At 70.7% G+C, this 17,496-nt stretch carries 14 protein-coding genes and 1 pseudogene; 8 read left to right on the top strand and 7 right to left on the bottom strand.

Annotated elements, in window-relative coordinates:
- Nucleotides 1–286: 286 nt before the first annotated feature.
- The 3 genes from FHR37_RS32880 to FHR37_RS02690 all read right to left on the bottom strand — a co-directional run bounded on the left by FHR37_RS32880 (nt 287) and on the right by FHR37_RS02690 (nt 4,075).
- Complete coding sequence (locus tag FHR37_RS32880; RefSeq protein WP_237768998.1) at nt 287–1,327, bottom strand: aggregation-promoting factor C-terminal-like domain-containing protein; 1,041 nt, start codon at nt 1,325–1,327, stop codon at nt 287–289.
- Between the two features lie 175 nt (nt 1,328–1,502).
- Nucleotides 1,503–2,987: a PhoH family protein gene (locus FHR37_RS02695; protein ID WP_237768997.1), complete on the bottom strand. Its 1,485-nt coding sequence runs from the start codon at nt 2,985–2,987 to the stop codon at nt 1,503–1,505.
- 323 nt (nt 2,988–3,310) lie between these two features.
- Nucleotides 3,311–4,075 carry an isoprenyl transferase gene (locus tag FHR37_RS02690; protein ID WP_092887127.1) on the bottom strand — a complete coding sequence of 255 codons (765 nt, stop codon included), beginning with the start codon at nt 4,073–4,075 and terminating at the stop codon, nt 3,311–3,313.
- A gap of 118 nt (nt 4,076–4,193) precedes the next feature.
- Here FHR37_RS02690 and FHR37_RS02685 point away from each other — a divergent pair, with 118 nt between their 5' ends.
- On the top strand, nt 4,194–4,823 hold the full coding sequence (locus FHR37_RS02685) for an MBL fold metallo-hydrolase (protein WP_092886742.1): 630 nt from the start codon (nt 4,194–4,196) through the stop codon (nt 4,821–4,823).
- 106 nt (nt 4,824–4,929) lie between these two features.
- Nucleotides 4,930–6,018: a TRM11 family SAM-dependent methyltransferase gene (locus tag FHR37_RS02680; RefSeq protein ID WP_092886740.1), complete on the top strand. Its 1,089-nt coding sequence runs from the start codon at nt 4,930–4,932 to the stop codon at nt 6,016–6,018.
- A gap of 24 nt (nt 6,019–6,042) precedes the next feature.
- On the opposite strand, the gene FHR37_RS02675 is transcribed toward FHR37_RS02680, so the two are convergent.
- From FHR37_RS02675 to FHR37_RS02665, 3 genes are all read right to left on the bottom strand, one after another.
- On the bottom strand, nt 6,043–6,642 hold the full coding sequence (locus FHR37_RS02675; RefSeq protein WP_092886738.1) for a hypothetical protein: 600 nt from the start codon (nt 6,640–6,642) through the stop codon (nt 6,043–6,045).
- Between the two features lie 119 nt (nt 6,643–6,761).
- Nucleotides 6,762–7,094, bottom strand: a complete 333-nt coding sequence (locus FHR37_RS02670; RefSeq protein ID WP_092886736.1) for a DUF5808 domain-containing protein — start codon at nt 7,092–7,094, stop codon at nt 6,762–6,764.
- Nucleotides 7,095–7,131: 37 nt separating this feature from the next.
- Entirely contained in the window at nt 7,132–9,237 is a 2,106-nt protein-coding gene (locus tag FHR37_RS02665) for a thioredoxin domain-containing protein (protein ID WP_092886734.1), read from the bottom strand.
- Between the two features lie 248 nt (nt 9,238–9,485).
- On the opposite strand from FHR37_RS02665, the gene FHR37_RS31215 reads away from it, so the two are divergent.
- Nucleotides 9,486–11,507, top strand: a complete 2,022-nt coding sequence (locus FHR37_RS31215; protein ID WP_238344781.1) for an HNH endonuclease signature motif containing protein — start codon at nt 9,486–9,488, stop codon at nt 11,505–11,507.
- A 28-nt stretch (nt 11,508–11,535) separates the two neighbouring features.
- Here the strand turns inward: FHR37_RS31215 and FHR37_RS02655 are convergent, their stop codons facing one another.
- Entirely contained in the window at nt 11,536–13,509 is a 1,974-nt protein-coding gene (locus tag FHR37_RS02655) for an ABC transporter substrate-binding protein (RefSeq protein WP_092881759.1), read from the bottom strand.
- A 276-nt stretch (nt 13,510–13,785) separates the two neighbouring features.
- Here FHR37_RS02655 and FHR37_RS02650 point away from each other — a divergent pair, with 276 nt between their 5' ends.
- From FHR37_RS02650 to FHR37_RS02630, 5 genes and pseudogenes are all read left to right on the top strand, one after another.
- On the top strand, nt 13,786–14,910 hold the full coding sequence (locus FHR37_RS02650) for a DNA methyltransferase (protein WP_175542382.1): 1,125 nt from the start codon (nt 13,786–13,788) through the stop codon (nt 14,908–14,910).
- The gene (locus FHR37_RS02645) at nt 14,907–16,046 is read left to right on the top strand and encodes a hypothetical protein (protein WP_092881755.1); all 1,140 of its coding nucleotides are present in this window, start codon (nt 14,907–14,909) and stop codon (nt 16,044–16,046) included. The genes FHR37_RS02650 and FHR37_RS02645 overlap by 4 nt, the downstream gene beginning before the upstream one ends.
- A gap of 19 nt (nt 16,047–16,065) precedes the next feature.
- The gene (locus FHR37_RS02640) at nt 16,066–16,500 is read left to right on the top strand and encodes a hypothetical protein (RefSeq protein WP_092881753.1); all 435 of its coding nucleotides are present in this window, start codon (nt 16,066–16,068) and stop codon (nt 16,498–16,500) included.
- A gap of 285 nt (nt 16,501–16,785) precedes the next feature.
- Nucleotides 16,786–17,067, top strand: a pseudogene (locus FHR37_RS31210) (metal-sensitive transcriptional regulator); the annotation flags it as partial.
- Between the two features lie 96 nt (nt 17,068–17,163).
- Nucleotides 17,164–17,388: a heavy-metal-associated domain-containing protein gene (locus FHR37_RS02630; RefSeq protein WP_237768609.1), complete on the top strand. Its 225-nt coding sequence runs from the start codon at nt 17,164–17,166 to the stop codon at nt 17,386–17,388.
- The last annotated feature ends 108 nt before the right edge of the window (nt 17,389–17,496 follow it).

Here is a 17,496-nt window from a genome sequence, read left to right as displayed (position 1 = left end):
CAGACAGGATGAACGAATGGTCGTGGAGGACTTTTGTCCCGTTCCTTCATCCTGTCGCACTTGACCGATTCCGCAACACGCCACACCACGAGAGCGCAGGCCGCTGCGCCGCGTTCGCGACCGTGGGCCTGCGGAAACGCGGGGAGAGTATCAGGCAAGGCGTGCTTGCGTCGTTGGCGACGGCAGCCGGAAAACCGTGCCCCTACAGCCGAATGCCGGGCACTCCGGACGAAATGAGAGCTGTGATTCAGGTCTCGCGGACGCGCTCAGACAGCAGCGGACGTGCTCAGTACCAGTTGTGGGCCTGCCACCACGACCATGCGCCGCAGGGGGTGTTGTAGCGGGACTCGATGTAGGCCAGGCCCCACTTGATCTGGGTGGTGGGGTTGTCGCGCCAGTCCGAGCCGTACGCGGCCATCTTGCTTCCGGGCAGCGCCTGGGGAATGCCGTACGCGCCCGAACCGGCGTTGACCGCGTGGTGGTTCCAGCTGCTCTCCCGCGTCCACATGGTCACCAGGCATTGGTACTGCGCGTCGCTCCAGCCCCGCGCGGCGACCAGGCGGGCGGCGATCTCCTTCGGCGACCCGCTCTCCATCCGCGCCCGCTCCTTGGCGGCCTGCTCGCGCGCGAGGGCCTCGCGCTCGGCCGCACGGGAGGCGCGCTCGGCGGCGCGAACCCGCTCGACGGCGGTGCGGTCGATGACGTCCTCGCCCGTCGCCGGAACGACCTTCTCCGGCTTCTCCGTCGCCGTCGGTGTGGGCGTGGGTTTCGGGGTCACGGTGCGGGTGGTGTGCCGCGGTGTCGCGGACTTCGGCTTGAGCTCGGCGGCCCGCTTCGCGGTGAGTGCGCCGCGGCCACCGAGGTCGGACACGGCGAGGTTGTTGATCGCGCCGGTCCGGTGGCTCCCGGCCACCAGGACGCCCGCGCCCACCGCCCCGGTCACCCCGAGGCTGGCCGCGGTGACGGCGGCGAAGGCGGGGCTGATCCGGAACCCGCGGCGGGCCGCGGGCTCCGGCTCGGCCTCCGGCATCACGGCGGGAAGGGCGACGACCTGCGGCTCCCGGGCCTCGACCGCCGGGCGAGGCGCCACCACCCCGCGTCCGCCGGCGACCGCGGGTGTGTCGACCAGCTCGCGGACGTCGGCGACGTCACGTACGTCGATCACCTCGCGGGCCGTGACCGGCGAGGTCTGCGCGACCTTCGGGGTGACGTCGGCCCGTCGCGAGCCCCCAGGGGAAGGGGCCGCCTGCCGGGTCGTGAATCCTGCGCCGCGTCCGCGCTCCCGATGCTTCGCGGGTGCCCGGTGCTTACCGGCGTAGCTCGCCACACACGCCTCCAGAGATCTCTCGCGGCCCGGCCGGAGCCACACCGCGTCGGACTACAGTGCGTTCGGTTTGCGTACCGCTCGCGTACGAACGCCTACGGTACGAAACGAAGTGGAGGCTTTCGGCCACCTCGCGGTGGTGTCGGGGTCGTCTTCTCGGCGACCACGCCGGCCGTCCTCACAACGAGATGTCCTCGAGCATCTCCGTCACGAGGGCGGCGATCGGGGAACGCTCGGAGCGGGTCAGCGTCACGTGCGCGAACAACGGATGCCCCTTGAGCTTCTCGATCACGGCCACTACTCCGTCATGGCGTCCGACTCGCAGGTTGTCCCGCTGACCAACGTCGTGAGTCAGGACAACTCGGGAACCGGAACCAATCCGGGACAATACCGTGAGCAGTACGTTGCGTTCCAGCGACTGTGCCTCGTCGACCACGACGAAGGCGTCGTGCAGGGACCGGCCGCGGATGTGCGTGAGCGGAAGCACCTCGAGCATGCCCCGGTCGATGACCTCCTCCACGACGTTCGCGTTCGTCACCGCGCCCAACGTGTCGAACACCGCCTGTGACCACGGGGCCATTTTCTCGGCCTCACTGCCCGGCAGATAGCCCAGATCCTGCCCGCCCACCGCGTACAGCGGCCGGAACACGACGACCTTGCGGTGCTGGCGGCGCTCCATCACCGCCTCCAGACCGGCGCACAGTGCCAGTGCGGACTTTCCGGTTCCGGCCCTTCCGCCGAGGCTCACGATGCCGATGTCGGGGTCCAGCAGCAGGTCGAGGGCGACGCGCTGCTCGGCCGAGCGGCCGTGCAGGCCGAACGCCTCCCGGTCGCCGCGGACCAGGCGTACCCGCTTGTCGGGGGTGACCCGGCCCAGGCCGCTGCCGCGTTCGGACAACAGCACCAGGCCGGTGTGGGTGGGGAGCTCGCGGGCGGTTTCGAGGTCGATCGTCCCCTCCGCGTACAGCGTGTTCAGGTCGGCGCCGGCCAGGTCGACCTCGACCATGCCGGTCCACCCGGTCTCGACCGGTAGCTCCGCGCGGTACTCCTCCGCGACCAGGCCGACGGCCGACGCCTTCACCCGCAGCGGCAGGTCCTTGGAGACGAGGACCACCTCGCGGCCCTCCGCGGCCAGGTTGAGTGCCACCGCGAGGATGCGGGTGTCGTTGTCGCCCAGCCGGAAACCGACCGGCAGCACCTCCGGATCGGCATGGTTGAGCTCGACCCGCAGGGAGCCTCCGGACGTACCGATCGGCACCGGCTCGTCCAGCCGGCCGTGTCGTACCCGGAGTTCGTCGAGCAGCCGGAGGGCGGTGCGGGCGAAGTAGCCGAGCTCGGGGTGGTGGCGCTTGCCCTCGAGTTCGGTGACCACCACGACCGGCAGCACGATCTCGTGCTCCTCGAAGCGCCGCAGCGCGTTCGGGTCGGCGAGCAGAACGCTGGTGTCGATGACGTACGTGCGGTTGGCGTTCGGGTCCTGGTCCGGTGCCGGGTCGGGCCCGGTCCTCAGGTCGCCCTCGTTCGACTGACCGGCATTCTGGTGACTGGCATTCTGGTGACCGGCGTTCTGGTGACCGGCGTTCGGGTGACCAGCGGAGGTGTCCACAGTCCCGGCCGAGGTCGACAACGCCATCGACGACTCAGACGACTCAGATGCAGCCACGTTCGGTCCCCTTCGGACCCGCGGCGCGCACCCGGCGCCCGGTCCTGAGTGCGAGCAACTGGCCGGTACCGGCCGTCGGGCCGGGTGCCGGCCCGCCTCGTGCCCGGGGTCTGCCACCCCTGGGCGCGATCGTCGTGCGTGGCCCGCTCCGCCTTCCGGCGGGAGGAGGTCTGCTGCACACGCATCGATGGGCCTCCCGGACGGCCGGGATGATCCGGCCCGTCAGCTTCGACGGTACGTGCCGAGCGGGCGGCCGAACAGGGGGACACGCGAGCCGGTGGATGAAGCCCGCGTTGCGCCCGCCTTGCCGGCGAGCGAATTCGTCAAAGGCCGTAGCGGCGGTTTCGGGCTGCGTACGCCCGGATCGCCCGGAGAAAATCGACCTTCCGGAAATCCGGCCAGAGCGCTTCGCAGAAGAAGAACTCGCTGTAGGCGCTCTGCCACAACAGGAAGTCCGACATCCGCAGCTCCCCCGAGGTACGGATCACCAGGTCGGGGTCGGGCTGGCCCTTGGTGTAGAGGTGGGCGGCGATGTGCTCGACGTCGAGCACCTCAGCGAGGTCCTCGATGGTCGTGCCCTTGTCGGCGTGCTCGTGCAGCAGCGCCCGCACCGCTTCGGTGACCTCCCGCCGGCCGCCGTACCCCACCGCGACGTTGACCAGCACGCCGTCCACCTCGGCGGTGGTCTCCTCGGCGTCCTTGAGTACCTGGGCGATCCGCTCGGGCAGCAGGTCGCGCGCGCCGACCGGGTGGATCCGCCAGCGGCCGGTCGCGGCGAGCTCGCCGACCAGCCCACCGATGACCTCCAGCAGCGGGTCGACGTCCTCGGCCGGGCGGCGGAGGTTGTCGGCGGAGAGCATGTAGATCGTGACGACGCGTACGCCCACCTCCTCGCACCAGCCGAGGAAGTGCGGCACCTTGGCGGCGCCGGCGTCGTAGCCGAAGCGCACGTCGTCGGCACCCGCCGCGCGCGCCCACCGGCGGTTGCCGTCGATCATCACCGCGACGTGCCGCGGCACCCGCTCGGACGGGATCGATGCCGTCAGGCGGCGCTGGTAGATGCGGTAGAGCAGGCCGGGCAGGGCCATCGTCACCTCCGAAACGCTGGACCGAGGCTACCGCCGGTGCCTTCGGCTCCGCTCGGTGACCGGCTGGTACGGCGCCGCGACCCCGCCGTACCCGCGGAACAGTCCCTAAACTTCCCGCATGCGGATCCTCAAGTACACCCACTCCCTGGTCCGGCTGGAGAAGAGCGACCGGGCGCTGGTGATCGACCCCGGCTCCTTCAGCGAGGAGGAGCCGCTGGACGGGGCCGAGGCCGTCCTGATCACCCACGAGCACACCGACCACCTCGACGTGGACAAGCTCTCCCGGCACCCCGACCTGCAGATCTGGACCAACGCCGCGACCGCCTCCCTGCTGACCGACGTCGACCCCGACCGGCTGCACGTGGTCGCCGCCGGCGAGGACTTCATCGCGGCCGGCTTCGAGGTGAGCGTGTACGGCGAACTGCACGAGGTGATCCACCCCGACCTGCCGCCGGTGCCCAACATCGGCTTCTTCGTCGACGACTCGTTCTTCCATCCCGGCGACGCGTTCACCGTGCCCGACCGGCCGGTCGACACCCTGATGGTGCCCACGTCCGCTCCCTGGCTGAAGTCCTCGGAGTCGATCGACTACATCCGCGCTGTGCGGCCACGGCTCGCCGTGTCGGTGCACGACGGGCTGCTGAACGACATCGGGCTGGGCTTGGTGGACAACCTCGTGGGCGGGATGGCCGAGCAGGCCGGGTCGGAGTTCCGCCGGCTCGCGTCCGGTGGGTCGATCGACATCTGACCTGCCTGGTGCCGGCCCGGGGCGGTCCGGGGTGGCCTGGGCCGGCACGGGCCGACACCGGGGCCTGGGAGCGGCGGCGGGAGCCGGACCTGGGATCGTGGAGCCCATGCCGCGTTACGCCCTGCTCGTGCTGCCCGCCACCAACCGGGTGTACGCCGAGGCCTCGATCGACCTCACCCGCGCCGAGCTCGGCGTCTTCTCCCGGGCCGTGCTGGACGGGCGGCTCACCGACGTCGCCGAGGAGCGGCTGGGCGGGGTCCCGTACGTCACGTTCGGGGTCGCCGAGCCGCTGGGTGGCCGCGACGTCGCGTACCTCTCCCTGCTCTCCTCGGCGTACGCGCTGTTCGAGCTACACGAGCCGCGCGACCCCCGCGAGCCGGGCGGTTCCGGGGCAGACGCCCCGCTGCTGAGCCCGGTGACGCTGACCCCGCCGGACCAGTTCGACGACGACCTGCTGACCATCCAGAAGTACGTCGGGAAGACCAACGAGTTCTTCACCAAGCTGTTGCTCAACGTCACCGTGCTGGCCTCGTCGTCCGCCGGTGACATGCTGGACCGCCGGCTGCGGATCCTGGATCCGCTGTGCGGGCGCGGCACCACGCTCAACCAGGTGCTGATGTACGGCTGGGACGCCGCGGGCATCGAGATCGACGGCAAGGACGTCGAGGCGTACTCCGGCTTCCTGCGTACCTACCTCAAGCGCAAGCGGCTCAAGCACCAGGCGGAGCTGACCCCGATCCGGCGCGACCGCAAGGTGCTGGGCCGGAGGTTCCACGTGACGCTGGCCGCGGACAAGGCGGCGTACAAGTCCGGGGACGCGCTCGACCTCACAGTGGTGAACGCCGACACCCGCCGGGCACGCGACTTCTTCCGGTCCGGTTCGTTCGACGCGATCGTCACCGACGCGCCGTACGGCGTCCAGCACGGCAGCCGCTCCGGCGGGCCGGGCGAGCTGTCCCGCTCGCCGCTGGACCTGCTGTCGGCCGCGCTGCCCGGCTGGGTCGACCTGCTCAGGCCGGGCGGCGCCCTGGGGATGTCGTGGAACACCCACGTGGCCCGGCGCGAGGACGCCGCGGCCGCGCTCAGCGCAGCGGGCCTGGAGGTGTGCGACGACCCGGCGTACCTCGGCTTCCGGCACCGGGTCGACCAGGCCATCCTGCGGGACGTGCTGGTGGCGACGAAGCCCCGCGGCTGACCTGGCCGGGCCGAACCCCCGGGGTCAGCTCTTCGGCTCGTCCCCCGGCTTGGTCTCGGGCGGGTTCTCGTGCGGGTCCTCGACCGCGAGCGGATCGTCCGCCGCCGTGGCGTCCGGGCCCTCCGCGCGCACGCGTTCGACGTGGGCCATCGCCGTGCGCAGCTCACCCAGCCAGCTCTCCGCGTGCTTGCCGACCAGCTTCACGCACCAGGCCAGCGCCTCCGACCGGGTCCGGGCCACCCCCGACTCCACCAAGGTGTCCAGCACCCGCCGCTCGGACTGCCGCAGCCGGGTCATCACCGGCACCGACAGCGTGGTGAACGACTCGCGAGTCTCCCCGCACAGCGCGCCCCAGGCGACCTTCTGGCCGGTGGCGTGCTCGAGCTCGCGGGCGATCCGGATCCGGTCGTCGCGGGTGCGCTCCCGGAACTCCTTGATCCTGCCCAGCTCGGCGGCCGCCCGCTCGGCCGGTGACACGTCACCGTCGTGGCGGGGCGCGGGCAGCGTCCCGACGACGGTGATCTCCTCCCGGTCGGTGGTGAGCTCGACGATCTCGAACCACTCCTGCGGGATCCGGCCGGAGAGCCAGCCGCGGATGCGTTCCTCGCGTTCCTGCCGTGTCATGTAACGATGATTACACCGTTACGAGCTCCCGACAAGGCTGGGGACCGGGGCGACCGCCGAGGAGGTCAGACGTACGTACTACGACGTACGGGGGACGCACTGGGGGGTATTGCGGCGTACTAGGACGCGCTGCCCACCGACTGGCGTTCTTTCCGCTCGGCGAGCTTCTGCTGGCCAAGCGTCACGACCCGGCCGAAGTTGACGTCCCACCCCACGCCGAACACCTTGGGCATGAACAGCCGCCGGTCCTCCGGCGCCCACCAGGCCGACCGCACCTTGTCCACGCTCGGCACGCGGTAGTCGTACGGAACGCCGACGATCCGGCCCTGCCAGGTCCGCTCCGCCGAGGGCCGGCGCAGCTCCCGGGTCACGGACGCGGCCACGAGTGCCCCGGTCGTCGCCCAGAGCAGCGAGTCCAGCTTGCGTCGCTTCTTGTTCTTGCGCTTCGCCATGGTCTCTCCGTTTCCTGATCGCCTGCTGGATCGGATGTCAGGTGGTGCCGCGTACGCCGAGCCGACGGGCGAGCTCGGCCGGCTCGGTGAGCGGACGGTCGCAGACGAACCCTCGGCAGACGTAGGCCGCGGCCCGGTCGTCGACGAGTCCACGATGCGCCAGCAGCGGAACCTGACCGTCGCCATTGTTGCCGGTTTGCGGCGTTGCGTCGCGCGCCGACGCCTCCGGCGCGCCGACGACCACGACGGCGCCCGGCGCGGGCGAGCGCAGCGCCAGCCGGTGCAGCCGCTCGCGGTCCGGGTCGTCCGGCGTACCGACGACCGCCACCTCGACCGGGCCGGCGAGCAGCGCCTCGGCGACCGCGAGCCCCCAGCCGGCCGCCCTCGGCGCACGGTCGGCGAGCCGGCCCGCCACCGCGAGGGCGCTCTCCGCGGCGGCCCGGTGGCGGTCGGACCCGGTGAGCGCGGCGTAGGTGAGCAGCGCGCCGGCCGCGGCCGAACGTCCGGACGGAACGGCGTTGTCGGTCGGGTCCTGCGGGCGGCGGACAAGGCGTTCGGCGTCGTCCGCGGTGTCGAAGAAGCCGCCGTCGCCGGTGCCGAACCGGTCGAGTACGACGTCCAGCAGACCGCCGGCGCGATCCAGCCAGACGGGGTCGCCGGTGACCGCCAGCAGGGCGAGGTATCCCTCCGCCACGTCGGCGTAGTCCTCCAGGACACCGGGGCTGTCCCCCGCCGCGCCGTCCCGGGACGTCCGCACGAGCCGCCCACCGACGTCGGTGTGCAGCCGGACCAGCAGGTCGGCAGCCTCCGTCGCCGCCCGGACGTACTCGGGCGCCTCCAGTAGCGCGCCCGCCTCGGCCAGCGCCGCGATCGCAAGGCCGTTCCACGCCGCGACCACCTTGTCGTCACGCCCCGGACGGACGCGCTCCTCCCGTGCGCGGGCCAGGCGGGCACGGACGTCGGCGAACCACCGCCGGTCTTCGGGGTCGCGCGGAAGTTGCAGGGTGGAGGCGCCGTGCTCGAACGTGCCCTGCTCGGTCACCGCGAACGTCCGCGCGGCCGCGGCCCCGTCGTCGGAGCCGAGCACCTCGCGCAACTGGTCCGGCGTCCAGGCGTAGAACTTCCCCTCCACGCCCTCGCTGTCGGCGTCCAGAGCGGAGGCGAAGCCGCCCTCGGCGGTGCGCAGCTCGCGGAGCAGGAAGTCGGCGGTCTCCCGGACCACCCGCTCGGCCAGCGGAGCGCCGGTGAGCCGCCACCAGTGGACGTAGACCCGCAGCAGCAGGGCGTTGTCGTACAGCATCTTCTCGAAGTGCGGAACGACCCAGCCCGCGTCCACGCTGTAGCGGGCGAACCCACCGCCGAGCTGGTCGTACATCCCGCCGCGGGCCATTCGGTCGCAGGTCTGCTCGACCATGGCCAGAGCGGTGTCGGCGGTGTCGGCCGTGTCCGCACTGTCGGTGTCGGAGGGTTCGGTGTCCGACTGCTCGCCGCGGCGTACGGCGGCCCGGAGCAGGAACTCCAGCACCATCGACGGCGGGAACTTCGGCGCCCCGCCGAAGCCGGCGTTCCGTAGGTCGAAGTCGTGCCGCAACACCTCGACCGCCGCGTCCAGCCGGTCCACGCCCGGCGCGTCGCCGGACGGGAATCCAGAGCCGGCGAGCTGGGCGACGATCGACCCCGCCGACTGCACGACCTCCTCGCGCCGCTCGCGCCAGGTGCGCTCGACCGCCTCCAGCACCTGCGCGAACGACGGCAGCCCGTGGTGCGGCGTCGGCGGGAAGTAGGTGCCGCAGTAGAACGGCTCACCCGTGGGGGTGAGGAAGCAGGTCATCGGCCAGCCACCCTGGCCGGTCATCGCCTGGGTCGCCTCCATGTAGACGGCGTCGACGTCGGGCCGCTCCTCGCGGTCGACCTTGATGTTGACGAAGTGCTCGTTCATGTACGCGGCGGTGGTGTCGTCCTCGAACGACTCGTGCGCCATCACGTGACACCAGTGGCAGGCGGAGTAGCCGACGGACAACAGGATCGGGACGTCACGCTCGCGCGCCTGCACGAACGCCTCCTCCCCCCAGGTGTGCCAGTCGACCGGATTGTCCGCGTGCTGGCGGAGGTACGGGCTGGTGGCGTTCGCGAGACGGTTCACGCCTCCCAACCTACGCACGCACTCCGACACCCGCCCCACCCGCCGGTCATCACCGGTGTACAACCGCGAGGGGCACCGCGTCGGTACAAGGTCGGGCGGCGGGCGGCCTTCGTTCAGCCGCTGACCCGAAAGTACCGTGGATGGCTGCCGATCCGACAGGATGCGCAAGTTGAAGTTGACACGAAATTCCTTGTGGACAAGCGGTTTCCCGCAAGCCTGAGCCGATCTTGTGCGGTAGACTCGAACACATGAGCGACGGCGGTGGATACTTCGGCGGCGACCCGGGCGATGGTCCGGGTCGTCGTCGGGTGCTGCCTGCCGGGTTTGCTGATGTGCCGGGTGGGCCGCGGCTTGCGGTGCTGCTCGCCTCGGTGGATCGCGGGGTGTGTAACGGGTTCGAGGTGGAGGAGCGGGCCAGGGCGTGGCGGCGGCTGATCGGCTGGGCGGAGGCGGAGTGTCTGGCCGAGGTGAACGAGCTGGCCTACGCCGAACCCGGTATGCCCGACGAGCCGGCGCAGCGCAGTCCCGAGATGGACCCGATGACCCAGGCCGTGCTGGAACCTTTGCTGCGGTGGTCGGGCTACCACGCCAGCTGGTATCTGGCGCTGGCCCTCACCCTGCCCCGCCTGCCCCGTGTGCGTGTGGCGCTGGCGTCCGGTGGGCTGGAGCTGCCCGACGTGCGGGCGATCGTGGACCGGATCACCGACGCGAAACCCGACCTGTGGGGAGCCATCGAGGACGCCATCTTCCCCAAGGTGCTCGAGCTGCGCGGCGGGCTGTTGCGGGCCAAGCTCGAAGCCGAGGTCATCAAAGCCGACCCCGAGGCTGCCGGCAAACGGCACCGCGCCGCGCGGACGGGGCGGAACGTCGCGATCTGGCCGGCTGTCGACGGTGTCGCCGACCTGGCGATCCGAGGCCTGTCCGCTGACCAGGCCGCGGAGGCGTACGGGTACATCGACGCGATTGCCCGTGCCGTGAAGTCTGCCGGCGACCCGCGCAAGCTGAGCCAGCTACGCGCGGACGTCGCCTTCTCCCTGCTCAGCGGCACCGCCGACATCGGCGACTGCTCCGCCCCAGTCGGCAAGGAGAACCACGCCGACCAGGGCCAGAGCACGCAGGACCGGGCCGCGCAGGACCACGCCGCGCAGGACCACGCCGCGCAGGACGAGGCTAAGCAAGACGAGGCGGTGCAGGACGAGTCTGTCCAGGACGACTTTGGGCTGCGGCCCGCGGAAGGCTACGCCCCGCAGGAGAAGGCCGACGCCGAACAGGTCGAAGACGAACCCCCGGCCGAAGACGGCGTCTCCCCGGAGAGCGAGAACGCGCAGACGCACAGCGAGAACGAGGCCGAGACCCGGCGCGCGCAGGGCGAGACTGACCAGGGTGGGGAGGGGCACTGTGCCGTGCACCGGTTCCCCGACCACGACCTGCACGACAGCTGGTGTGAGTGTGGGAACTGTTCTCCGGCACCGGTGGCCAGCTGCACAGTGTGTGGTGCGGCCGCGATGAACGGCGTCCGAGTCCACGACACTGCCGCCCACGAGGCCGCCGCACGCAACGCCGAGCCGCCAGGACAGGCCGATCCACCTGATCCACTTGATCCGCCTGATCCGCGGGGTCGGCCTGATCCGCCGACAGACAACTCCACACCGCCACCACCGCCGTGGACCTCTTCGCAGCCGAGCTGGGGTCCGATCAAGACGCGCGCCAAGGTGCAGCTGAACATGCCGTTGACCACCCTGATGGGGCTGTCCACCCGGCCCGGTGAGCTCGGCGGAGTCGGACCGATCATCACCGAGGTGGCTCGCCGGATCGTGGCGAACCATCTCGACAACCCCGAAGCCCGATTCAGCGTCGGGGTCACCCATCCGGTCACCGGACGGTTACTGCACCTGCATCCGATTCCTGCGAGGTTCCTGCGCGGACTGCAGGCAGAGCTGGTGCATGCCCGCGACCAGCGCTGTGTCTGGACCACCTGCCGCAGACCCGCCGCGACGTGTCACCTGGACCACAACACCGAGTACGCCGACGGCGGAGAAACCTCCGTCGACAACATCGCCCCACTGTGCCCACGCCACCACAAGGCGAAAACCGAGAGGGACTGGAAACTGAAGCAGACCGGCCCCGGCGAGCACACCCTCACCGATCCGTTCGGGCGGAATTACCGCAGCAGCGCACCTTCCCTCACCGACCCGGTGGCACCAGCCGAGCCGGCAACCGCCGCCGGCACGAGCATCAGGACGGTCGACGATGGCCTGCCACCGTTCTGAGATCAGGTACGCCCGTGGCCCGGCTCGCCTAGGAGATGAAGTACTGCTCCGGCATCGTCGGACCTGGACCCGGATACATCCACGCATTCAACAACGACTTCGGCACGTTGTGGAAGTTGTTGCGGACGATCGCGTAGCCCTTCGGCGGCAGCACGGTCCCGATCGCGTAGAACTGCTCCTTGGCGATCTTCAGGATCTGCCGGAGGATCTCGTCCCGCCCGTCGGCGTCCGGCGTCGTCATCAGCTTTCGGTACAGCTCCATCTGCTGCAGCGCCGCGGCGGGCGGCTTCTCCTTGGGGGCGATGTTGTTGAACCAGTTCGCCCAGGGGATCGCGTAGTTGGACTCGCCGCTGAACGGGAAAAACCACCGGGGGTCGAGGATCGCGTCGGCCAGGCCGCCGTCACCGCCCCACACGTTGGCGTCCTGGGAGTTCGCCGTCTTGCGGTCGTACATCAGCGTACGGTCGATGCCGTTGACGCGGATGTTCACGCCGACCTCCTGCCAGTACTTCCGTACCAGCTCCATCCCGTCGGTCCACAGCGCCGACGGGACGGCGACGTCGACCTGGAACACGATCGGTTTTCCGTCCGGGCCGATCCGGGCACCATTGGCCCCGCGCTTGTAACCGGCACGGTCGAGGTGCTTGTTGGCGAGTGCGACGTCGTACTGCGTGTACTGCGTGGCGAGTTCCTCGTCGTGGTAGTCCGACTCCGGCCGGGGTGCGGCCTGCCACGGCGTGCCCTGCCGCTGGAACGCCGCGTTGATCATCTCCTTGCGGTCGATGGCGTGGGACAGCCCGATCCGGAAGTCGCGGTTGCCGAAGACCTCGCGCAGCGCGGCGTTCTTGTGGGTGAGGTTGAGCGCGATGATCAGGTTGTTCATGGAGCTGCCGGTCTCGGGGACGAAGTGGAACTCCCCCTTGTCCCGGCCGGCGGCGAGAACCGGCTTGTTCTGTGGGGTGTTGATCGTGCGTTCCTGCATGTCGAGCTCGCCGTTGACGGCCTTGAGGACCATCGTCTCCTCGTTGTTGATGACGTTGAAGATCACCCGGTCGATGTAGGGCAGCTGCGAGCCGTCGGTGTCGACCTTCCAGTAGTACGGATTGCGTTCGACCACCATCCGCGAGCCGGTGCCGAGCGCGTCCGTGACGACCCAGCCGGTGATCCTCGGCAGCCCGACGTGGTTCCACGGGTCGGCCATCGCCCCGAACAGGTCCACCCAGTCGTCGAATTTCCCCTTCTTCGTGAGGGTGGCGACGTCGGGGTTGTACTTCTTGTGGAACCGCTCGAGGTAGTGGCGCGGCTTGTTGGTGAGGCCCTCGCCCGCGGGCTGGGCGATGTTCGCCAGGAAGAGGCCGTTGGGCGCACTGAAGACGAACTTCACCGTGGTGTCGTCGATCTTCTCCATCCTGCCCGGCCTGCCGTCGGTGACGAGCCACGTCGGCGGCTGCGGGTTGAGCTCCTTGTTCATGTACACGTCGTCGTAGGCGAAGACCAGGTCGTCGGCGGTGAACGGCTTGCCGTCCGACCACTTCATGCCGGCCCGCAGCCGGAAGGTGAACTCCTTGCCCGTGGGGTCGGTCTCGACCGACTCGGCGATGTTGGGGATCGGCTTCGTCCAGCCCGGATCCCAGTTCACCAACTGCTCGTACCCCACCGTCCGGTACGCCCAGGCCGTGTCGCCCGGCCCCAGCAGGGCGGTCCGCCAGTCACCGCCGTACGTGCCGAGCTTCTCGACAGGTTTGATCACCCGCGGTTTCTTCGGCAGCCGCTGCCCGAGCGGAGGGAGCTTCCCGGCCTTCACCTGGGCGGCCAGGTCCGGTGCCTGTTTGGTCCGCGGACCACCGGCGCCACCCTTGCCGCCCTTGCCGGTGGGATCGGTGGACAGCAGGCTGCACCCGGACAGGGACAGCGCGGACAGCGCGGACAGCGCACCGCCTCCCCAGGCCAGCAGGTCGCGCCGGCTCACGCGCCGGGCCTGGTCGTCGTACGGGATGCCCATGGCCACTCCCTGCTCTCGCGTCCGCCTCCGACACGTCGCCAGGACGGCCCACCGGGTCCGCGCTCCGGGTCGGCCCGATGTGCCGGCACTCTGGGAATGCGCTTACCAGGGTCACAAGATCGCACACGGCGCTTCCGGCCGCCACGGCCCGACTTCGAAGCGTCCTGCTCCGGTCACCCGCTCCGGTCGCCTGTCCGGTCACCGTTCGGTCCCTGGTGGGGTGTGCCCGGGCGAGCCGGAGGAGTGCTGTCGGTGGCGGCGGATAGCCTGCGGGGCGTGGAAGAAGACCGTGGCGTCCGCGCGCCGCTGCCGGGCCGGCGCGGGCCCCGGGCGTACGACCTGTACACCGGCGACGTCGCCCGCGCCTACGCGCGCTGGCCCACCCCGACGACGATCATCAGCGACGGCGCCTACGGCGTCCGCGGCTTCCACGGCGACACGACCGGCCCCGAGGGACTCGCGGAGTGGTACCGCCCGCACGTGGAGTCCTGGTCGGCGGCCGCGCACCCGTCCACCACGCTGTGGGTGTGGAACACCGAGGTGGGCTGGGCGACGATCCATCCACTGCTGGCCGAGCACGGCTGGGAGTACGTCCAGACCATCACCTGGGACAAGGGGATCGCCCACGTCGCCGGCAACGTCAACGGCAAGACGATCCGCAGGTTCCCGGTGGTGTCGGAGGTCTGCGTGCTCTACCAACGCAGGTTCGCGATCGACACGCCCGAAGGCCCGATGCCGGTGCGCCGCTGGCTGCGGCACGAGTGGGTCCGCAGCGGGCTGCCGCTCTACCGCGCCAACGAGGCCTGCGGCGTACGCAACGCCGCCACGCGCAAATACCTCACCCAGGACTGGCTGTGGTACTGGCCGCCGGGTGCGATGTTCGAGAAGCTCGCGACGTACGCCAACGAGCACGGCACCCGCACCGGCTGGCCCTACTTCAGCCTCGACGGCGAGGCGATCGTCACCGCGAAGGAGTGGGACGGCCTGCGTTACCGCTGGAACCACCAGCACGGCCTCACCAACATCTGGCACCGCGGCCCGCTGCACGACGACGAACGCCTCAAGGGGACGCTGCGCCGGGCCGCGCCCCGCGTCTACAAACCGACCGCGGGTAGTTCCGCCCACCTCAACCAGAAGCCGCTGGAGTTCATGGAGCGACTGGTCCGCGCGGTGACCGAGCCGGGCGACGTGGTGTGGGAGCCGTTCGGCGGGCTGGCGTCCGGCTCGGTCGCGGCGGTCGCCCTGGGCCGGCGCGCCTACGTCGCCGAACGCGACAAGGGCTTCGCGAAGCTCGCCCGGGAACGGCTCCGGGTCGCCGCCGCCACCGCCGACCCGTCCGCCGAAGAGGCCGCCGTCCCCGCCGAGCACCACCGCCGGCCCACCACGCAGGAGGCACCGTGACCGCCGGATCCCCCGCCCCGCGCGGCGACGTCAGCGGTGCCAGTAATGCCAGCGGTGCCAACGGCGTGGGCGGCGTCGGCGGCACCAGCGGCGTCGGTGATGTTGGCGGCACCAGCGGCGTCGGCGACCGGACGGACGGGCCCGCCGTCGGTGGCGGTCCCGACCTGGAGGCCGCCGCCGCGGAGGCGGACGGACTCTTCGCCGCCGAGCCGGAGATCCTGGGGCCGGGCGCACCGGCCGAGCCCGACCTCGACCCGGACGACCCGCTGACCCACCTGCAGGCGAGGCTGCGCACCCTGCTGCTCGGCCTGCCGGCGTACTTCGAGTTCAGCAACCACGTCGCCGGCGTCAACGCCACCGACCTGCACAGCCTCAACACCCTGCTGGGCACCTCGATCGAGGGCCAGGTGGTGAAGGCGCTCAACCAGCAACGTCCGTTGTGGGATCCGGACAACGAGTGGCTGGGGTACACCTTCGAACGCCAGTCGCAGCGGTTTCCCGACGTACGCCTGGTCCGTAAGAGCTCGACGGGCGGGCCGGCCATCGCGCTCGGCATCGAGCTGAAGGGCTGGTTCCTGCTGGCCAAGGAAGGTGAGCCGAGCTTCCGGTTCAGCACCACGGCCGGCGCCTGCGCGGACCACGACCTGCTGGTCGTCGTCCCGTGGTACCTCGACAACGTCCTGTCCGGCTCCCCCGTCGCCGCGCAGCCCTTCGTCGCATCGGCGCGCTGGGCCGCCGACTACCGCACCTACTACTGGCAGCACGCACGCGACGCCGCGCGCGGCACCGACCGCGGCATCCACCATCCCGCCGGCGCGCGGCCCTACCCCGCCCGGGACGCCCAGATCGCCGACGTGCCCGCCTATGACGGCGGGAAGAACTTCGGCCGGGTCGCCCGGGTGCGCGGCATGATGGACGACTTCATCCAGGCCTCGAACGAACTCGAGGTGCTCGGCATCCGGATCCAGGACTGGCACCGCTTCCTGCGTCTCCACAGCGACCAGGCCGACCCCGACGTCGTGTCCGAGAAGGTCGAACGCAGCCTGCGTCAGGCGCTGCACGACCGGTCCGCCGCCGCGGCCGCGGAGGCAATGCGCGCCGTACGCACGCTCGGCGACGTACTCGGCTCCGGCTGAGCCTCGAGGTCGCGATCCGGTGCTGGCATTCGTCCTGGTGTCGCTGATCGGCCTGGCCGCGTACGTCATCGGACTCGTCCACTGGATCGCCACGCTTGCGTCCGGACGCTGGCGGACCAGTCCGGGATGGTTCGCCGGGACCAGCGCGCTGCTCCTGCCGGCAGCCGGTCTCACCTATCTCTTCGGCGCGTTCGCGGGCGGGTTCGACGAGGCGGAGGCGTGCGCGCTCTCCGGCCACGCGTACGACGCCGACTACGTCCTCACACATCGCAGCGACCTGTTTCCGATGACCCACCCGTGCGACGCCCAGTACGACCTGGTCGGCGCCTGGGTCAACCCGGTGCTCGCGCTGGTCGTACTCGTCATGGCCGGGTGCCTCGGCATCGCCGTCGTACTGGCCTTCAGGCAGCGACAACCGAGAGCGGCCCCCGAGGCGCGGCCGGATCGGGGATGACGAGGACTCCGAGGTTCACCGCCACGCAACCCGGGGAGCCGGTTGGCTACATACCTGGCTGGGGTATGGTGGAGCACGCCCGAAGAGATACCCCTTGGGGGTAGCAGGGAGACAGCCATGGCCAGCACACCGCCGTCCCGCCGGTCCAAGGCGGGCAAACCGAGCAACGCGGATCTATCCCCCGTTCAGGACGCAGCGGACACCGCTGCCGATGTCGTCGCCGACAGCGACGAAACCGGCAGTCCCGGCAGCGTCCGGACTCCCAGCCCGTACGCCGGTCACCGGCCGCCGGGCTACCTCGACCAGAAGGACGCGCACCTCAAGCGGCTGCGCCGGATCGAGGGCCAGGTTCGCGGCCTGCAGCGGCAGGTGGAGAACGACACGTACTGCATCGACGTCCTCACCCAGGTGTCGGCGGCGACCAGGGCGCTGGAGTCGTTCGCGCTCGGACTGCTGGACGAGCACCTCGCCCACTGCGTGAGTGCGGCGCTGGCCAGTGGCGACCAGGACGCGCAGGGCAAGGTCAAGGAGGCCTCGGCCGCCATCGCCCGCCTCGTTCGTTCCTGACGACCCCCGCGAGACCCCTCGAGACCCCGCGAGACCCGCAGCACCACCCAGCACACCCACGCATCCCCGGAACCCAGAATGCACAAGGAGACTCCTGTGTCGCTCACCTCGACCTACACCGTGTCCGGCATGACCTGTGAGCACTGCGTGGCCGCCGTCACCAGTGAGCTCAAAGCCGTCGACGGCGTGTCCGACGTCTCGGTCGACCTGGTGCCCGGCGGGAACTCCACCGTCACCGTGACCAGCGCCAACGAGGTTTCACCCGAGGCCGTGTCCGAGGCCCTGGACGAGGCGGGAGACTACCGCCTCGTCACCTCGTGAGCTCGGGCGCGCCGGTCACGACCGGCGCCGAGCAGACGAACACCCAGCCGACAAGCACTCAGGGGACGACCACCCAGGAGGCGCCCCCGACCCGCGACGTCGAGCTGC

Source organism: Actinopolymorpha cephalotaxi, assembly GCF_013408535.1.
Lineage (GTDB): Bacteria > Actinomycetota > Actinomycetes > Propionibacteriales > Actinopolymorphaceae > Actinopolymorpha > Actinopolymorpha cephalotaxi.
This window is presented reverse-complemented; position numbering and strand designations above follow the sequence as displayed.